We start from the raw sequence: 17,944 nt of genomic DNA, 5'->3' as shown, positions 1-17,944 counted from the left end.
TTGATCTCGTGGATCCAGTCCGCGCTTTGCGGCGGGGTATCGACCAGTTCAGGCTCCATCGGCTTGATGAATTTCAGACGCATACCCAGGACTCGCAAACACGCGATTCTATCAGCTTTAGCTAAAATAGTTCAGGAACCTTTATCCCACCAGCGTGTTCGACGAGCATGAAAAACGATCCCGAGGCCCGCGACGCGTTACGGTTGATAAGAGCGACGATAGAGGAGCATTGTCCGCCTGGCGTCCTACCGAGCCAGGAAGCGGTGAACGGCCTCTATGGGCCGGAGTTGATCCATGAGGCGGAAGCGCTGGCGGCTGCCATCGTCGCAACTATTGATAAGATGCAGTTGCGCGTGATGATGAAACCGTCTGCCCCCAGCACCAAATAATGGGAAAGGAGTCCCGCCAGCGCGCGTTTGCGGCTGGCCGTCCGCCGACCACTCTTGCCACACATCCCTCGGCCGCGCAGGTCGCGGCCGGAGCGGGAAAGCAAGTACCGCAAATCACCTACTATTAGCGACGGCTAAAGTTCGGAAGGAACGAGAAGCCGCCGGTCTAAGCACGCTGTGCGCAAATTCGCTTGGACGCCTCATCTCCCGCCTGCCGACATCGGCCAATGGACCGAATTGTCGAACAGGGAGTTAGGCGCCTTAAAGAGGAGAGACACGATGGATCCCATGGCCACCTCGCAGAGCAACGGCTCCGTCCGGCCGACCACCCCGGCGCCGGAGGGCCTCGCCCCTGCCCTGGCCCGAAATATAGAAGCACTGGTCGAACGGCGAAAACGGGACGCCACGGCTGCATCCCTGGAGCAACGCGCGGCCGCAGCTATCAGCAGCTTTGCCGGCAGCATGATGTTCGTCTACATCCACTTTGTGTTCTTTGGGGCGTGGATTGCACTCAACCTCGGCGTCACAGCCCTTATCAAGCCGTTTGATCCATCGCTGGTCATCCTCGCAATGTTTGCCTCGGTCGAGGCAATCTTTCTCTCAACCTTCGTGCTGATCAACCAGAATCGCATGGCGGCAGAGGACGATGCCAGGTCAGATCTCGATCTGCAGATGAGCCTGCTGAATGAACATGAGACGACCAAACTCATCAAGCTGGTGGAAGAGATTGCCAAGCGCCTGAACGTAAACACCGAAGCAGACGGCGAACTGAAGGAGCTCAAGCGCGACGTGGCGCCCGAAGCTGTTCTCGATAAGATCGAAGAGGTAAGCGAGCGGACGGCGCCGATTGACTCCGCGCAGCCTATATCGACCAGCTAGGGCTCCATAGGCCTGGCACTTCCCATGCGGCGCACTTATAGATCAGGCTGATCGCGACATCGTACTGACGCGCGCCATCCTGGATGGTCGAGACAAGGCCTTCCAGATTGATCCGGTCGCCATGTAGGCCAAGACCGCAACGATGCTCGACGCGTTAACATCTCGACCAGAAATTGCTGAAATATATCGATTCCCACCCCGCCGGCTGCCAGCCCTTCCTCCCATCATCCGCGTACCTTTGTCGTTGCCCGACCTCCTTTTACTGGCATGCATCGCATTCTAGCCGAGCGGCTTCAGATCCCACTCCAATGGCGGGCTTGTCCGGTCCAAAACGGACGCGTAGCTTTTCGAGCACCGTGATTGCCGCTCGTTCTGGCAAAACGCAGGGACGCACATTTCGGCGTCTATCAGCGATCGTGGAACGTTCATCACTGAGCGGGCGTGGGGATCGAGCGTAGTGGACATCGCCAAGATATTTGGCCACTCGATTTCAGAGATCACAATCGAAGTTCACGGGCAGCGAATTCGTCTCGACGGCATCGACGCTCCTCTTGTCCTCAACCCTAGGGAACACTGCTACTCCCGATTGACACGAATTTTGGAACGGAACTGCGCTCTTTCTCATTTAGAGGAGCAGATTTGAAATGGAGGCATGCGCATGCAAATCCAAGCAATTTACGCGGCGCTCGCGACAACCAGCATGAATGGTGCGGAGAAGTTTTATAGCCAGCTTTTTGAGCGGAGGCCTGATGATCGTCCCATGGATGGACTGATTCAATGGCGTAATGTTGCGGGCGCGAACATTCAAATCTTCCATGACAAGGAGAATGCTGGGTCAGGCAGACTGACCATTGTCGTCCCAGAGATGGAAAGAACCCGCAAATCGCTCGAAGAAATCGGCGTGACGCTCACAGGTGAATCGAAAGGTGACTACGGGAGGATCGCGCAAATCGCAGATCCTGATGGAAATCAGATCACCCTGGCAGAGCCGCCCTCAAGGCCCTTCCATACATAAACCTTGGCTAAGTCTACCTGACGGCGTCGGCAGGACACCGTTGTGGGCGCCCAGAGGCGCGGTCGATCCGAGTCCCGATCTTAGGCAGGCGATGGAGGGGCACCGCCAGCCGCCGGGACCAACTTTTAGGCCTAATGTTCCGTGCGCGCTGATTTTCGAGGCAAGTGCGCCCCGACGCCCTCGAGGGTTTAGGCGACCTCTACAGCAGCTGCGCGCCGGTCCTTGAACTGCCCTCAGGCGCCGCCGCCATCTTGCCGGCCCTGACGGCCCGCCCCGGGTTGATCAGCTGATCGGACTGTGAGGCGGTCGCTATCCACGAAAACGTTCCGTGTACCAGGTGCCCTGCCGCCGATTTTCATCGGCTTGTGGATCATCAGCTTCTTGGGAAGGTGCTCGGGATGCACCTCGAGCAGCGTGATCTTGATATCGGGCTTGCAGCGGTTGCAGTAGAACTTCAGCTTCAGAGGATCGACGCCCCCGCCACAGACCATCATCAGATCGGCCGAACGGCAGTAGCGGACGTTGCCACACTGCATTCCACTTTCACAAAGCTCACAACTACCGCGTAATGGACAACCGGCGCGGCCCGGCTAGTCATCCTGTGTCAACCTGAAGGCTGGCCGGGCCAATCCTAGCGACGGAGCGGCCATCGCGAAAGCGAGACGAGTTCAGCCTCGTCTTTGATGCCGGCCATATAATTTGCGATAATTCGCGATGCGATCGTATCGAGGGTGTCCGGTGACCCTTGCTCAAGTTTCAGCTTATCGAAAACCCTGCCGAGGAGCGCCACTTCGGTTGCGTCGAATATACCGGCATCAGTCGCCTTTCGCCGGATTGGCATGATTTTCCTCCCGAAAGTCCTGGAGGGAAGCATGCCGCAAATTCTCCTCGCCGCGCAAGTGTTTCACGCGGCAGATGATGCCAGGCTTACCCATTGCGTAGCTGGCCGCTTTTGGGGCAGGCCACGGCATTGGTGGGTATTAGCGTCCAGCCTGCCGCCCAATTGGCTTAACCGCTGTGGTTCGTGCTAAGGGTGCCAGATGGGCAAAAAACCGGCATTCATCGTGTATCCCCCGCCTGCGAAGGGTTTCCCGTTCCTAGCCGTCATGCTCAAGCCAGACGGTGCAGCTACTGCCTACCCTTTCAATACCGAAGAAGAGGCCTCACTCTTTAACAAAGAAGCGGCTACGTCGCTCGGGTACGGCATCAAACATTAGGCGGGACACAGTCTGGAGCTTGATGCGGCTCTAGGTCCCTAGGAATGGTTAGGCAGTTCGTCGACTGTTGCTCGTCCCTAGCGAACCGTTCTAAGATCGGCATGGGGTGGACCGGATTGGCGCCAACGTTCATAGCTAAGCAGCTCTCTTGGCCGTCGGGGATCGGCGGCTGGCTAGTTCGGGCAGGAATGAATCGCGGCAACGCCCGGCTGAACAGCTACGCTCTCGATCAACTCCAGTTGGTGCCGGAAGATCGAGTCCTGGAAGTCGGATTCGGGGGCGGCGCAGCACTGCCTCGACGTCTCCGTGGCACATCATTGGTCTGCGGTGTTGATCGCTCTCAGGACGTCGTAAAAACCCCCTGTCGTCAGTTTGCCGAGGCTGTGAGCGCCGGACGAGCCGAGTTCCACTTCGGGACAGTAGAAGACCTGCCCTTGCGGGACTCGACATTTGAGGCCCTAAGCGTCCACACGGTATACTTCTGGCAAAGCCTTGAAGCTGGATCAGCGGAGCTTGCGCGCGTTTTGGTACAGGCGGGCGCATCGTGTTGGGCTTCCTCCCGAAGGTGCATATGGACCGGATGAACATGCCGGCGGATATCTTCACTCCGCGCGCCCCAAATGACGTGATCGCTGCTCTGCGAGATGCAGGGTTCAAGGAGACCGAGATTCGAATACCGAACTCGGAAACGGCAAGGGTCGTTGCGACAGCCATGCGAAGTTGCTTGAGCGGCGGTTCGCTGGCAGCCGCCGGAGTATCGCGCGCGTCCTGGCGATCGGCTGTGGCCAGCGCCATGCACTGCAGAGCCGCCGGTCGGCCGCCCGCCTTGCCTCCCGCATAGAGGTTCCGTCGACATCTAGTTTTGGGTCTGGCGCGTAGATTAGCCCGACCTTTTCCGAGCCGCATCGCTCGCAGTGTAATTTCGGGCTCAAGTCATCCGCCATAGCGGGAGCGTCCGTACCAAGCCTTGTCTTGAGCAGTTGCAGGTCCAGCATTTTGCTATGGTTGCAACTGGAGACGTGGCAGAACATTGTCAGCTTCATCTTTCCGTCGATGAGAGTTAGAACCGTCCAGCCTTTTCCCATTTTATCGGCATAGAGCAAGGCCAGTCAGTTCGCCACGCCGGCATCGTGGTGCACTACGGCATCAAGGATCGCCTCGTACACGCTACCTGTGTCTTCCTCGATCTCGGTACTGCTGAGTCCGACTGCCTTGGCGTCGGCGAACAGCTGCTGGGTAAGCTCAGCCACCGAGATGATATCGGCACCAATCGTTTCGGGCACGTTCGCCGAAATCCATTTGTACAAAAAATCTACACCGCGCTGGCTCATCCGCACCCTCCGTACGTTCACATATTGGCCCGCGCCCATTTGCAGCGGACGCGGGCCGACCAACTAAGGTCATGCCAACGTTGGCCAGCGGCACGCACCGGGCCGCCGCGACTTCAATTAGCAAACGATGAAAGGGTTCCAGAAAAAGGAGACCCGCCACCCGGATAAAATGACCGGTGGCAGCAAACTGAGCGCAGTCATTCATTTGCACGGCGGAAGCTTCAGTGAGCGCTGATATAAAGCGCGATCCGGTGCCCTGTATCGAGTCCGTGCCCCCGCCGGTCAGGCCCGGCCGTGGGCGCCACACCTTCGCGCCGGGCCGCGCCGTATCAGGGGAGCCACATGTGTAGGTGACGCGCTGCTGATCCTTGTTGGCAACAGCCATCTACGTCGTTCTCGAGGCAGTACAGCAGCTTTGGCCTTAGTCGACTTCGATAATCTTCGGCGACGGTTTTTTGGCGGGCGGCCGGCGCCTTTTAACCGGAGCTGACTTCTCCGTAGGCTGTGCCGAAAGACGAAGCTCCCGCAACCGTGCCGTCTTTGCCTTTCGCGCCTTCGTCTCTGCTTCGACTAATGGCTTAGCCTCACGATCAGCGCGCTCAAAGCGCTCTTCGTCCATCAGTCGTCGGGTCAAGATAGCCTCCCTCGGCTAACTGACCTATGAAATAATCGCTCGCTAAAATTGTTCCTTCGTCGGTCACCTAGAACAGAACGTCGCGGCTATTCCGTAAGCGATGGGCTTCTGCGATTGGAGCCGCTACACCCACGAGGGATGGACCACTTAGTTGTATATCCCCAAACGAAAATCGTTCTACAACTGCACACGAATTCTCTTAGAATCAAAACCGGTTGTGTGAGATAATAGGTGGCCATCCGGCCAAGGCGGCCCGGATTGGCTCTCCGGTCTAGCAAGCCATACGGCAAGTCGATTATGCTGGTTAACAAGGCAACTGCCGCCATAATCGGAGACTGCCCTGATGCATGACCGGAACGAAACTGCGAAGCGCGCTCGCGAAATCCTGAAGGCGTGCGGGATCGATATATGCACAGCCTTCGAGGCGCTGGCCGAGCGGCAGATCGATGCGCTGCTCGCACATCTGGATCAGCATCGGTTCAACAAGTACGGCCCTATGAGCAAACTTCGCCAACCGCCGGGCGGCGTCAATTCGCGAGTGCGATCGTTTCACGGCCTGCTTCAGCACCGCGCTGCACTCCGGCAGCCTCAGGCCTCTGCATCGCGGCAGAGTTGAAGGCCGCGGCATAGGGCTCACCATAGCCATCATAGGCGTCGGCCTGCAGGTGCCTGGTCAGGAAGGTCACGGTCGCGCTGGGCACAATGGTTACTGTTGATCTGGACAAGGTGCGTCTGGTTCAGAGCCACGTCTCGCCTAGGGGGAAAAAGGCGCTTGTCGATGAACCGGGTCGGCGCTTTATGACCAAGCGTTCAGACTTGGGGCCGCCTATACTCGGCAAGCGTGCTTCCCAGACAACAGCAGCGGTGCCGGCGACGATAGCGGCAAGCCCCATACCGGATCCCGATCCTGCAAGGCCAGACGAGACGAGAACAGGTCCACGAGGCTGATGCAGCCCCAGCCCAAGCACAAGGCCATGACGCCAAGTTTGCCGTTCCTCGCCCACGAGGACGGATAACGCGAAAAGCAGAACCGGGATCAGCGAGAGGTCGCAAGCCCGACGGGCCGGAAGGCACGGTCCTGCATTCCCAAGAAACAGGAGGCCCTAGGTGCCGGCATTCGTCGATGCGCCGAAACGATGTGCGGCCGGATCGGCTTCGGCCAAGGCAGATCGCAGGTCCCGGAGGACGACGACAAGGATCGAATCGGGTTAGGACATAGCACAGCCCAGCCAGCATGATCGGCGGCATATCCGCATCTAGCCCGAACTTGATCGCTGCCTAAGTGAGGCTCCAGATCAACGACATGATGCTGAACAGACGAGATTGCGCATGCCGCTGCTGATCAGCGTAAGTTCTGCTCATCGATCAGGATGTGGTGGACTTCGATGCGCTCGGGCAATTCGATCAGCAGTTCGGCATCACGATCAAGATGATGTACTTTGTCCGGCTTACCTTTAGTGAAAGCGGCCATCGCCTCCATGTTCGGCCAATAGGAGATGGTAGTGAACCAAGTCTCGTCGTCCTGATCCTCGCGGAAAAGTTGCACGCCGAGCGCCACTTTTTGAAGTGGCGGAATGCCTTCTGTCCGTATGTAGGGTTCGTAGATGCCTGCGACGTCACGACGGGTGCGGCCGCGCCAGATGCGCGCAATGGTCGGCTTCGTGGCCATGAAGGTCTCCCTATATCGAAGTGTTGTTCATGTCCGCAATCGGTTCAGCGTGCGCGAAAGGAAATCGCGAACGAGCGGCAGGGCTTCGTCGAAATGCGTTTCGAGCCTCAGTCGAAGGCGATAGTGTGCCAGCGATCTGCCAGCGCCGGCATTAGCCGCCGAAACTGGAAGGACGAGCAACAATATCCGTCCACAGGAGCATCCTCTGGGCCCGCCTCGCAGATGAAGAGATTTCGATCGCCCACCCGGGCATGGCGATGTCGCGTCACGTCATTCTGCAGCTACCTAAACACGCTTGGGCAGTTCGGGTTCCGAAGATACTTATCGATCAGGCCACATCAGCATCAAATGAGCGACGGTCGTGTGGACCCCGCTCGCTTCAACGCGTTGCGCCAGGACCACGAGCATGCCCAACCGGCCGCCATTTTCGCATCCAGAGGAAGCCCACGAAGATTAGAAAAACGCCGGCTGAGATGACGCCTTGGTCGTCTCACGGAAGCTGTTGGCCAGCCTTGAGTCAGCGCTTATGAAGCTTTAGCTCGATCGTGGGTTTAGGTTCGGCATCTGTTTTGCCCGCCAGTTCCTCATCGATTCGGAGTTCATATCGGAGTTCACCGGCGTAGCCTGACGTCAGCGCGCGCTTGACGTCAAACGTCCAGCCACGTGTCCCGCCAGAAATCCGGCTCGGGACGTTCCCTGCTGTCCTTTGTGTGGCGTAGGTGTCCTTGGTCGTTCTTGGAACTGCCTTATTAGCCCCAGCGGCGGCTGTAGAACCGCCCTCCGGATCGGTTTTGCATCGCTTCGAGAATGACCTTGGAAGAGGCTGCCTACCTCTTCGAAGATATCCCGTCGAGATAACCCCCTGTTTTTCCGCCGCGAGCAACAACTGATCAGCAAGATCCATGATGGCTGCCGGGTCTTCGATGAAGGTCTCCGGGAGGTGTTCCGCGATCCAGTCGTTGAGAAAATCGATCCCACGTCTGCTATCTTGCGGCAAGTTCGGTTGTAGCAAAGGTTCCGGTCGCGGCTCCCTGCCTGCCCAACGGCCCAACAAAACCAGATCAGCGCACGCGCTATTGAACTGGCCTGCGTCAGGCTTGGCGCTAGGTCCAAACTAAGCGAAGACAAGATCCCCTTACTCGCATCCGACAGGCGCCGGAAGCTGCCGGTGTTGTGGTGATCTTTCCGCGCAACCAATGGGTGGTGGTTCGACCGATTCGTCGCCGGAACAATCAGGCGCTAGCGCACGGCTTGATCTTCGACGCGGCCGTGCGTCGCTCATTTGAGGTATTGATTAAAATTCCGTAATTTAGGCGTAGATGCTGTGTGGATATCCCCGCCGAACCCATTGCCAATCGAACTGGTGCGGGCACCTTGGCCGGCATGGTCGCGGAACATGTTGAAATGGTGCTATTCGAGCAGTCGCTCGGCGACGGCGACGGCATGCATCGGCCATTCGGCGATCGCGTCGCTGATGCCGCGGCGAAAACATCGGGAACTGTCTTGTTCGACGTTCGTATCTATGGTGACAATCACGTCCAACGGATGGCCGCTATCGGGTATGACGACGCTGGCACCGCAATAGTTTTGATGGAGAAGACCGGAGATCTGAGGTGCGCGTCGGTAAACGGCGAGACCGCTGTGTTGGTAGCGGAGCTGGCTGCCTGGGAATCATCTCCTCTCAGCGAGCATGCGCGTGTTGATTTCCGAGGGGCGGCAGCGATGCTATTGGCAAAGCTTCGCAGTTCCGGTCACTTCGGCCGATCCAGTTGATCATCTACACAGCGCTGCGTTCGTGGGGGGACGTTTGGTGTGGGCCCCCGTCTAGACGGACCAAGTGAGGGATGCTTTGGGCGTCGTGCAGCAGACGTTCGAGCCTGACAGTCGCAATCCTCCAGTGATTGGCAGCGATAATCGCCTTCGCAATGCGCAAAATATCGTCCCAGCAATCGTATCGCTTGTGAGCAGACCTGCGGCCGGCGCCAATGGGAAGAACCGCCCTGATCGTCGCGTGCGTGAGATAGAACTGCCCTGACGCGGAAGGCGAGGTCCGTGCGGCGTCCCGAAGCGCGACCAGAAGAAAAGCCGTTTTCAACGTGTCTGTGTTCGAATGGCCCGTCGGGCTCGTCCCGCCTCCGCTCGCACCGAAATCCGCATGCCCCGAACAAGGCCTATGCGGGATGAGCGGGTGGCATCCGCTTCACCTTCATCGCCGCGCGGTCTTCTTGGCGAGATCGGCATAAACTGCGGCACGTTGTCCGTCATGCTTTTCGATCAGAGCCAACATTTCCGCTCGCGTCATTTGCCCAAGCTTCATCAGAAATTCGAACTCGTGCTTTGGTACCGACGCCGCCAGGCGTTCGAGCTTCATCTTTCTGCTTTCACTTCTGCCAATCATTGTCGCCGACCATCTGGTCGCGGCTGGACAACCCCTACATTAAAACTGGATGGCAAATTTAAGTGCGTGTTCTTGAACGCAGCTGTCTTTATCGCATCCACGGGCAAGACGATCACCATTCGCGCCGTCCGTTCGGGTAAGAGTTGTTTTCCGGAGACGAAGAACATGATTGCCAGAAGACCTAGCAGCAAAACGGTGGCGAACACATTAGCGATAATCTCTCCAATTTGCACAGTGCTCTCCGGTACGGGGGGGTGGTGCCACCTCATTGTCATGGCGGACATATTACCGGGGCGGGTGTCGCAGTCCGCTAGCTTGTCCGCTCAAGTTGTTGCACGGCAGCGATGAAGGGCGAAGATTCCTAGTGGATCCGGCCGGTGGGTTCCTCCATGGCGGAAGTCCCCTGTTATCCGAGCTTCGCGTACTCTTGCTTGAAGTTAAGCCTACAACGCTCCACCGCCATCGATGGCGGTGGAGCGAGGGCAATCCAGGTTAGTCATAGACCTTCACAATTTTTCGGGTGCTCGGATCCACAAGAACCGTCCGGTTGTCGATCACGACGTAGCGGTATTTGACTTTCGGAACCTCGTGGAGCTCGACCGTATCCGGCACAGGCGTGCCGACGTTGAGTTCCACGCCCGGAAGCTTGACGGAAGCCAGCGGCTGCTTCTTCACGTATTCGCGCACTACGGTATCCTGCTCAGGTGTGATGACAACATCTTCGGCGGCCACTGCGCCAACGCCAGCAAACAGGACGAGCGCCGCCGCGGCGCTGGTGAGGTGCATTCTCATCATTTTCTCCTCTTGTAATCTGACGACAGCGGGACCTTCCGCCCGCCGCTGTTCCGAACTTACCGCTAGCGGCATGGTTCCCGTGCTCAGACTTCAGTCGCATAATGAATCGGACTAAAGACCCACAGCAAAAGCATCTGTCTTGGCCCTTCCAGCTGCGCGGAACTGGAAAGGGGCGGTCAGTGTTGCCCGGAACATCAGGTTTATAGAACTGTTAGCCAAGCGCGATGGTTGCTGCGCCAAACTTTGCGGTGGCGCTCACTTTGCTAATGCCGGACTGGTTCTTGGCTGACATAGTGGATCGGCACAGCTACGTCCCTTCCTGTGCTGATAGGACCCGCGTTGCCCCCTCGCGGGCTAGCGGGTCCTCAACTTGTTACTCACCACGCATTCCTCTTATGCGGCCCACTTTAGCCACCGAGGGCCACGAAAACTGGGAAGCCTCGCGGGGCAAGTATTTCGCGCTTTGGCTGTCAAGGCGGTATCCACAAATCCATCCCAGAAGAAGAACAGAGCCGCACCGAACGCAACCATATAGGTCGTGAGGGGTAAAAAGGCGGGAAAAAGTCGCTGTGGTAGGCTGGCTGCGAATTAGAGTGTTGGCAATTTCATTGTGCAATAGGTCATCTTTGGCTCTTACTCCCCCGATGACTGGAGTTTTGTTCGCTTCAGTCGCCTCCGCTCGCTCTAAATAGCTGGCCGCCATTGGCAGCCGCTGCCGGGATCAGCCGCGGCTGGAGCCGTCGGCCCTGATGTTCCCCTCCAATTTCGATTAATAACGGTCGCGCAAACGGTCCACGCATTTGCGTGCCCCTGCAGGGCTAAGGTCCGGGGGCTACCCGACTGAAGTCCCTGCCCCGCAACCGAGGCCTATCAAGCACGTTACGACCGCACCCTTTGGCGCCGCCCGTGGGCGGACCGCTTTGTTGTCCATGCGACTTGGAGGTGACGTTGTGAGATACCTAGAAGCGAGGCAGGCCGTGACCTTTGTCGAACGGCCAACAGTCCATGACGGTGCAAATCAAGCCGCCGCAAATGACAACAATACCCCTGCTCCTGATACCTCGTCAGCGCTTGACCTCCTCCTTTCTGCGGAGGACGACAATATTGAGGACCTCGTCAGACGAACGGAGAGACTGGGCCTTTTCGCTGTCGTAGTGATGGCAATTGGACTCTTCTTCGTGCCGGCACTGTTGGTTGCGTTGAGCATGGGGAAATAGCCCGGACAAGAACCGGAAGAATTACTTCCTTCATTCGCCTCAATAGGCGGTCACGAGCGAGCCAAGGCGGCAGGGACCATGCGGGTGGCGCCGAGGCCCAGGCCTTACCTCGGCACTCGCTTCTTGCCGGTCATTGAGCAGCTTGCTGACCGCACTTCGGTGGGCTCACGTAGCCGATGGCTGCGTAAAGACATCATCGACATTCTGGACCACATTAGAAGGCCCGCCACTGAGGAAGCAGTGACGGGCTCTTTTTGATGGCAGCTCGGTTGACGGGACATTACCGAGCGACACCCGACCGAACTGCACGTTAACGTCGCGCGATCAGCGGGCAGAGCTGGTGCAGGTCCCGGTCATAAGCGCCCGCGTTGCTCAGAACGTCGACGCAACGCTTCTTCATTCGCGCCACCTGAGTGTCGGACATCCGGGCCACCTTGCCGGTCAGACTTGGTCCGCTCAGACTCGGATAGCTGGGGTTCGGCGCGTTGACGAGGTTCGAAGGACTGGGATGAATGCGCTGCTAGCCAGAACCCTGGCGAAAGTTGTCACGAATGACTTCATGATACTCTCCTGTTTGCGTTGCCTCACCCCCAATATTGCTGTGCCATTTCGTTGGCGAACTGGCTTCCGATTTGCCAAAACCAGCCAGAAGATTTTCCACAAATAAGGGTGCATGCTCGCCGCAGCGGCCGCCTTTGGGCTTCAACCCAAGCGAAGGATCTTATGCGTCTCGGACTTGCCGATTTCGATCGGCTGTAGACAACGCCTCGCCCCGAGGGAAGCCGATCTGCGACTATCGCTTTCTGGCGACCACCAAGAAATTCTGAGCAAAGCGTGCTGGCACACCGGCTCTCCTGCATATCGCCTCAACAGGCCCGACCAACATTTCGCAAAGCCTTGGTAGCAGCCACCCCGGCCGCGGCAAAAACCCATAGCCGATGACCCGTTCGACAACAAACCCGTTGGCAACGAGCATGTGGCGAAATGCGTGGATGCTCAACGTACTGCGCACGACGCGCCCCCGAATTCGGTTCAGAAAGCGGCAGACCAGCCCCATTGGCGAGGCTGCGTTCATGTGGATGTTCGACACCAGCAACCCGCCGTCGTTCAAATGCTCATGAATGGCCGACAGTGCATCCCGCTTAAGAGTGTCTTCGGCGTTCAGGAAGAATCGAAAAGCCGTAACCACGTCGAATCTTCTGGAAAGGGGGGCCACCGTCAGATCGGCTTTCACCAGCTTGACGTTGCCCGGAACCCGCGCGCAAGCAAGCATGGATTGAGAGACGTCGACGCCAACGACCTCACCAAACAACGGTCCTGCAACAGTTGTAACGCGGCCCGTGCCGCACGCGAAGTCGAGGCAGCTGCGGCCCGGCCCGCCAAGAGGCCTGAGAATGCTTTCGACCAGCGGGCGTTCGATCCGCGACCACAAGGCAGCATAGTAGCCCGAACGGAAGGTTTTGGCGTAATCGGCGCCGTAGCCTGGGGTCTTATGGCTCGATCGGTAATTGCTATAAGCGCTCCCCTCGAATGACCGCTCGGTCATTACATCACCATCAGAATCGCCCATCACAGCAACCTCCATTCTGGGCTTGCCAATAGATTTCACTCGTCCTGATCGATCCTCATGCGTTCACACGACGCAAGCCTTACAAATAGTTATAGAAGGGGCCAGAATTCCGATTATGCCGAGAGGCGGGGGTCAATTCAGGCCGCCCGCATCTCGCCTCCGCTAATCCTGTTTTTCTGTCTTTGCTGGGCCGGCGTCACAAGTGCGCATAGGAGCTGGCCGCTGTACCACGCCGACCACTTTTATGCCTTTGCGACTTGCGGGCAGAAAGTCGAAAGGTGCGATTTCCGCCGGGTGATGCATGAAGCCTTCCCCTGAGGGGCCGTGAGCCCCCGCTAAGGCAAAAATGCTCGACCCCCGATGGAGCTCGCATCATTGGAACGGCGAGGCGGAAGTAGGCAGCGAGCATCCCGACGCATAGTCGCGTCAAGATGCCAGGCCCCCGACTTAGGATCGAACTAGATATAGCTACCTTGCCGCCGCAATTTCCCGCTCTTGAATCAGGGCATTGTACGGGGCAGCATCAAGGTGGCGACGAGGTGGCAATCATGGCCACCATCATCAAGCGCGTCACCGACGGCATTTGGTCAGCGGCAGCTGCTGAAGAGCCGGCGGCCTTTAGTCATTCAATTGGTAGAGACCGAAGCCCGCCACCTTTCGATAGCGGGCAATTCACACGGAGTAGTCCGAAGTGGGCCCGCCTCAATGGCGGGAGAAGCGGGCTCGGCCAAGGATGCGGGTTCTTGGCCAGCAGCGGAATGCTGCCGTCACAGGAACAAGCCGTTGAATATCGGGTTCCGCTTATACGCGAAAAAGGGCCCGCTGTCCGTTTGTATGCCGCCTCAACCTGCCGTGGATGGCGCTGCGCGCGCTTAAGGAAGCCGCCGAGGTTGTTGACATCTGCTCGATGAAAGGCGTAGGTGCGCAGCTCGCCCCCCGCGTCCAGGGTGCAGTTTTTTGCCGATAGAGGTACCAAATGGACGACAAATATACTAATGCTCGTGAACACTTCTTCGCCGCGATCCGCGCGCTAGCAGCCTCCTCGGAAAGCATTCAAACGAGAGTGATCGAAGCGAACGTAAACGTTCTGAATGTCACGATCGACGAATTCGACGGCGACCCCGAACTCAAAATCAAATTTGCAAAATTGCTTGACCTTGTGGCTATCGATCAAGACGATTTGGAGACGGTCGCTGTTGAGAACGCGGCGCACATGTCGGACTTCGAGGCCGTGAAAGTCGCTGATCTGATCTGCGATTTCTACTACGAGATCACCTGACCGAGGTGGCTGGTGGCCGCGCAGCACGCGGCCAAATCGCCGACTTCCCCATAGTTGCCAGTAATCGTTCTGCGAAGCCGCTGATCCAGAACGTACTGTGTGGCGGAACCCCGGCTGCGGGCCAGTTTGGGCAGCGCTGCCGGAGCGGGATAGTACGCGGTAAGAAATCTGAACAGGTGTTCCATTCCACGTGGCTTAGCGGGACGTTGAAAATCGACTAAAAAAGCCCGCTGTTCCGTGGCAGAGCAGCGGGCAGTTTCAGGAAGCGTGCTGGGATCAACCAGCAAAGGTCAACGAGCGACGAAAGGGTTGGTTGCTGTGCCCGCGACACAGTTAACCAAGCTCATGCTTCACAGCTTGGATGACATAGATCGTGCGGCAAGACATCGCCGGGCTGACAAATGGTGTTCGGGATTGTCGCTGTCATTGTCGTTGTAATGGTACCGGCGGCTATCGCCGCAGCTCTAGACTAGGTCAGCGCCAAAAAGGGTATCGGGGGAAAGGTCGTTGTATTGTGGATCCCGACAAGCCCCCGGTCAGCGCGAACGTTCCAATCCGTCGGCCGAACATATGACATCGCGACCAGCGGAGCGACGGCCAGGATAACCAAGCCAAGATCTACGCCACCCCAGAACCCATGCGGTTGCCATACGATCGCCACGCCCGAACCGCCGCATCTGTGTCGCTGTGCCGCGTCCCTGCGCTGGCGTGGTGCTAGCTCACCCACTCGGCACGCCACGTTCCGTGGATATCTGCAGGGTTACCTTCGTAGCCATGTGACGCGACTCCTCTTCGCAGCCTCAGAGCCCTATAGGTATCGGGGCGAAACATCATCTCGACAGCGCCTGGCGCCAGACTGTGGCCTCAGCGTTTGACTGAAGCGCTGGATTGAATCGCTGCGAGCTCCTGCTGTGAGCAGCAAACGGTCGGCCGTCTCGGGTCGGAAATGTCGAGTTTGTCCCAAGGAATTCGATAAATGCCCTTGCGGTGCCGCATCCGAACGAGGTCGAGGATGGCCGTGCCGATTGACGAGGCTGACAGGCGCTCGAACGCCGCGAAAATACCGACATGGTATTCGGTGACCACCCATTCGTCGCCATGTTCCTCGGCGACGATCTCTTCCAGATGACCGATACAATGACCCTCCCTTGAAAGTACGCGCCGGCCAGCCAGTTGGTCGAGATTTACGGTATGCATCGTCAAGCTCCCGGAATCTTGCCGATGATGTGGTCGCGAAGCCAGACCTGCCAGTCAAAGATGGCAGTCTTGCGCACATCAATATCGAACTCGATATGGAGGCCGATGTCGCGAGCCTTGCTCCATGCTACCCGATGAGGCTTGGCGTGCCGTTTGCCGCCCAGCTTGGCGGCCAGAATGGCCATCCAGCGTCCGGGAAGCAGTCCCAAGCGGCGCGCCAGCGCAATCGAGCCGATTTCGACGGCAATGACCCTTGGGGGCTTGCCTTGTCTCAGCTGGGCTACCATCCCGTCCACCTTGCCGATCTTGACCTGATTTCCATCGACAATCTGCTTGTCCAAAACATCTCGTATAAGATGCATCAACTGCCTCCCAATATCTGAAGCGGGATGGTGACAACCGCGAGGATGAAGCCAAGCGCAACAACAAACAGCACTGCCGCGTTGGAGATAACGCCGTTGCGATGCTGGCCCATGTAAGACTTGTCATTGAGCAAGAAGAGAAATGGCACGACCGTCAGCGGCAAACTGGCGGCCGTCAGGGCCATTGAAAAGATGGTGAGCTTGAGCGGATCAATGCCGAGTGCGATCGGAATAGCGGCCGCTAAGATCGTCACGGTATAGACCATGGTGAAGCCTGGATCCTCACGAGGCTTCCGGTCCTCACCCCAATTCCACCCAAACCCCTGCGCGACGAGGTATGCCTGCTGAAGGGCGATTTCGGCGGTGGCGCCGAAGCAGGCGATGCCGAGCGAGGCCACGAACAGCACAAAGCCCCAGAAACCGAACACCGGAGTCAGCATCAACGGCAATTGATGGTAATCGTCCACCTGGGTGATGCCGTTCGCTCCAAGCACCAACGCAGCGACGATAAGCACGCCCACGGAAATGGTCCCGCCGAAACTCATGCCGAGCCCGGCTATGGCGCGATTGGTGCCGAGATAGGTCTTGTCCCACTTATCCTCGATCGCTCCGGCGGAATAAAACATAAAGAGATATGGTGAGATCGAAGCACCAAGAATGCTTACCGCCGTGAACCAGTAAGTGGCCTTGTCGTGATGCGGCAAGGAGGGCACCGAACTGACGGCGACCCGCGTCCAGTCAGGCTTGAGGATAACCGCCGCTGCCACGAAGCAGAGCGTCACAAGGCCCAAAAGCGAAACGCCTTTCTCAATCAGGCCGAAAGTGCCTTTCCACAGCAAGAGCCACGCAACGAAGGCTACCGGCAGGGCCCACAATTGGAATCCTATCCCGGTGGCGAGTTCGGCAGCAATGCAGACCCCGCCGATCTCAGCAGACAGCACCAGGAAATTGACCAGAAACGTGCTGACCAAAGGCCAAAGGAACGCATTGAAGCCGAAGCGCTCGCGAATGCCGTCCGCTATCGTGTGCTTGCTGACGGCTGCGAAACGGCCGGCCATCTCCACAAGGAAAATAATGCAGATAGTGCCGAGGAGAATGGCCCAGATCAGCTGAAATTGGAACAATGCACCGGCCTGGGCTGCTGTTGCCAACGATCCGACCTCAAGGAAGCCGCCAACGCTGGTGACGACGCCGAGTGAGATTTCCAGAATTTTTTTCATGGATTTGTCGCTTGATCTGCCGGATTTGCCACCACCAACTTAGCAACGGCATTCCGAAAATCCTGACGGGCTTGCTCCACTTGCCCTTGGTTGCCGCTCTTGATGGCGTCTTCGGCCCGCCCGGCAGCGGCCGTAAGCTGCCGGGCCAATTGCTTGGAGGAGTCCGAAACGTCCGTCCTTTGCAGTTGGCGATCGAGATCAGCTAGCGTCTGCGCCAAAGACCGCAACGTGGCTTCCGCATAGTGGGAAGGCACGGCGCCGGCGATCCAATTGTCGATCACCATGATTGCTGAATTCGCGGCGGACTTCGAGGTCTGCGCCTGCTGTCCTGCAGCGTTGGATGAAGAGCAGGCAGCCAGACAGGCGAGCATCACTGCGCCCGGCAGAAGGCACAGTGTGATGTTGACGAACGATGCTGCGATGCGTGCCATTGGACGCGTAAAGCATTGCGCTTGAAAAGGTTCCGCAAAGCGATTTGGCTCTTACTCGCGTGACGGCTACGAGGGTTGCCGGCAAATGCTGCTGCTTAAATTTGCTGTTCTACCGTGATACGTTTGACCTTAGATGCCGTGCGGATCGCATTCCTTAGTCACGCAATGGGATCGTTCCTCCTCGAGATTTCCGGCTTCGTTGACCCATAGGTTTGAAAAGGTCCGACCCAAAACTCTGCACATACCCGATTGGCTTTTCCACCGCTACCACTGGAAAGGTTATCTATCCACGCGCCCGCGCGCAGCTTCGTCACCGATGAAAGAGCAGCACCATTTAGCCG

Annotated in this window: 19 protein-coding genes and 1 pseudogene; 7 read left to right on the top strand and 13 right to left on the bottom strand. The window is 57.9% G+C overall.

All coding sequences use genetic code 11. The features are described from left to right. The first annotated feature begins 167 nt into the window (after window positions 1-167). From FJV80_RS28315 to FJV80_RS28305, 3 genes are all read left to right on the top strand, one after another. Window positions 168-389, top strand: coding sequence for a hypothetical protein (locus FJV80_RS28315; RefSeq protein ID WP_095774526.1), 222 nt, complete (start codon window positions 168-170; stop codon window positions 387-389). 288 nt (window positions 390-677) lie between these two features. After that, entirely contained in the window at window positions 678-1,268 is a 591-nt protein-coding gene (locus tag FJV80_RS28310) for a DUF1003 domain-containing protein (RefSeq protein WP_210202258.1), read from the top strand. Between the two features lie 658 nt (window positions 1,269-1,926). Then, window positions 1,927-2,283, top strand: coding sequence for a lactoylglutathione lyase (locus FJV80_RS28305; RefSeq protein WP_095789656.1), 357 nt, complete (start codon window positions 1,927-1,929; stop codon window positions 2,281-2,283). A 233-nt stretch (window positions 2,284-2,516) separates the two neighbouring features. On the opposite strand, the gene FJV80_RS28300 is transcribed toward FJV80_RS28305, so the two are convergent. The 3 genes from FJV80_RS28300 to FJV80_RS28275 form a co-directional block, all read right to left on the bottom strand. Beyond that, window positions 2,517-2,819 carry a hypothetical protein gene (locus FJV80_RS28300; protein ID WP_245437838.1) on the bottom strand — a complete coding sequence of 101 codons (303 nt, stop codon included), beginning with the start codon at window positions 2,817-2,819 and terminating at the stop codon, window positions 2,517-2,519. A 95-nt stretch (window positions 2,820-2,914) separates the two neighbouring features. Continuing rightward, a complete protein-coding gene (locus FJV80_RS28295) occupies window positions 2,915-3,124 on the bottom strand; it encodes a hypothetical protein (protein ID WP_095789655.1) in 210 nt (69 codons plus the stop codon). Between the two features lie 1,485 nt (window positions 3,125-4,609). Beyond that, window positions 4,610-4,831, bottom strand: a complete 222-nt coding sequence (locus tag FJV80_RS28275) for a DUF768 domain-containing protein (RefSeq protein WP_095789654.1) — start codon at window positions 4,829-4,831, stop codon at window positions 4,610-4,612. Between the two features lie 977 nt (window positions 4,832-5,808). Here FJV80_RS28275 and FJV80_RS28265 point away from each other — a divergent pair. Then, the gene (locus tag FJV80_RS28265; protein ID WP_142878010.1) at window positions 5,809-6,081 is read left to right on the top strand and encodes a hypothetical protein; all 273 of its coding nucleotides are present in this window, start codon (window positions 5,809-5,811) and stop codon (window positions 6,079-6,081) included. 726 nt (window positions 6,082-6,807) lie between these two features. Here the strand turns inward: FJV80_RS28265 and FJV80_RS28260 are convergent. From FJV80_RS28260 to FJV80_RS35320, 3 genes and pseudogenes are all read right to left on the bottom strand, one after another. After that, window positions 6,808-7,134 (bottom strand): hypothetical protein, encoded by a 327-nt coding sequence (locus tag FJV80_RS28260; protein WP_095789540.1) that lies wholly within the window; start codon window positions 7,132-7,134, stop codon window positions 6,808-6,810. A 110-nt stretch (window positions 7,135-7,244) separates the two neighbouring features. Further along, window positions 7,245-7,403: pseudogene (locus FJV80_RS35325) on the bottom strand (alpha/beta hydrolase); the annotation flags it as partial. Between the two features lie 248 nt (window positions 7,404-7,651). Then, window positions 7,652-8,146 carry a hypothetical protein gene (locus tag FJV80_RS35320; RefSeq protein ID WP_245438105.1) on the bottom strand — a complete coding sequence of 165 codons (495 nt, stop codon included), beginning with the start codon at window positions 8,144-8,146 and terminating at the stop codon, window positions 7,652-7,654. A gap of 314 nt (window positions 8,147-8,460) precedes the next feature. Between FJV80_RS35320 and FJV80_RS28245 the strand changes: the two genes are divergently transcribed. After that, entirely contained in the window at window positions 8,461-8,907 is a 447-nt protein-coding gene (locus tag FJV80_RS28245; protein ID WP_245318228.1) for a hypothetical protein, read from the top strand. 433 nt (window positions 8,908-9,340) lie between these two features. Here the strand turns inward: FJV80_RS28245 and FJV80_RS34705 are convergent, their stop codons facing one another. Together FJV80_RS34705 and FJV80_RS28235 are read right to left on the bottom strand one after the other, a co-directional pair. After that, window positions 9,341-9,505 (bottom strand): hypothetical protein, encoded by a 165-nt coding sequence (locus tag FJV80_RS34705; protein ID WP_179296032.1) that lies wholly within the window; start codon window positions 9,503-9,505, stop codon window positions 9,341-9,343. Between the two features lie 519 nt (window positions 9,506-10,024). Then, window positions 10,025-10,324 carry a DUF1236 domain-containing protein gene (locus FJV80_RS28235; RefSeq protein ID WP_095793424.1) on the bottom strand — a complete coding sequence of 100 codons (300 nt, stop codon included), beginning with the start codon at window positions 10,322-10,324 and terminating at the stop codon, window positions 10,025-10,027. Window positions 10,325-11,304: 980 nt separating this feature from the next. Here FJV80_RS28235 and FJV80_RS28230 point away from each other — a divergent pair. Further along, on the top strand, window positions 11,305-11,544 hold the full coding sequence (locus FJV80_RS28230) for a hypothetical protein (RefSeq protein WP_142878009.1): 240 nt from the start codon (window positions 11,305-11,307) through the stop codon (window positions 11,542-11,544). A gap of 793 nt (window positions 11,545-12,337) precedes the next feature. On the opposite strand, the gene FJV80_RS28220 is transcribed toward FJV80_RS28230, so the two are convergent. Continuing rightward, a complete protein-coding gene (locus FJV80_RS28220; RefSeq protein WP_142878008.1) occupies window positions 12,338-13,114 on the bottom strand; it encodes a class I SAM-dependent methyltransferase in 777 nt (258 codons plus the stop codon). A 976-nt stretch (window positions 13,115-14,090) separates the two neighbouring features. Between FJV80_RS28220 and FJV80_RS28215 the strand changes: the two genes are divergently transcribed. Further along, a complete protein-coding gene (locus FJV80_RS28215; RefSeq protein ID WP_142878007.1) occupies window positions 14,091-14,393 on the top strand; it encodes a hypothetical protein in 303 nt (100 codons plus the stop codon). A gap of 864 nt (window positions 14,394-15,257) precedes the next feature. Here the strand turns inward: FJV80_RS28215 and FJV80_RS28210 are convergent. From FJV80_RS28210 to FJV80_RS28195, 4 genes are read right to left on the bottom strand one after another with little or no spacing between them, the layout of a single operon-like run. Further along, window positions 15,258-15,590: a hypothetical protein gene (locus FJV80_RS28210; RefSeq protein WP_142878006.1), complete on the bottom strand. Its 333-nt coding sequence runs from the start codon at window positions 15,588-15,590 to the stop codon at window positions 15,258-15,260. A gap of 2 nt (window positions 15,591-15,592) precedes the next feature. Further along, the gene (locus FJV80_RS28205; protein ID WP_095774540.1) at window positions 15,593-15,952 is read right to left on the bottom strand and encodes a hypothetical protein; all 360 of its coding nucleotides are present in this window, start codon (window positions 15,950-15,952) and stop codon (window positions 15,593-15,595) included. Beyond that, window positions 15,952-17,172 carry a divalent metal cation transporter gene (locus FJV80_RS28200; protein ID WP_142878005.1) on the bottom strand — a complete coding sequence of 407 codons (1,221 nt, stop codon included), beginning with the start codon at window positions 17,170-17,172 and terminating at the stop codon, window positions 15,952-15,954. Before FJV80_RS28200 ends, FJV80_RS28205 begins: the two co-directional genes overlap by 1 nt. Further along, a complete protein-coding gene (locus tag FJV80_RS28195; RefSeq protein WP_095774542.1) occupies window positions 17,169-17,603 on the bottom strand; it encodes a hypothetical protein in 435 nt (144 codons plus the stop codon). Before FJV80_RS28195 ends, FJV80_RS28200 begins: the two co-directional genes overlap by 4 nt. Window positions 17,604-17,944 lie beyond the last annotated feature (341 nt).

This window comes from Mesorhizobium sp. WSM4310 (genome assembly GCF_007003935.1).
Taxonomy (GTDB): domain Bacteria; phylum Pseudomonadota; class Alphaproteobacteria; order Rhizobiales; family Rhizobiaceae; genus Mesorhizobium.
This window is presented reverse-complemented; position numbering and strand designations above follow the sequence as displayed.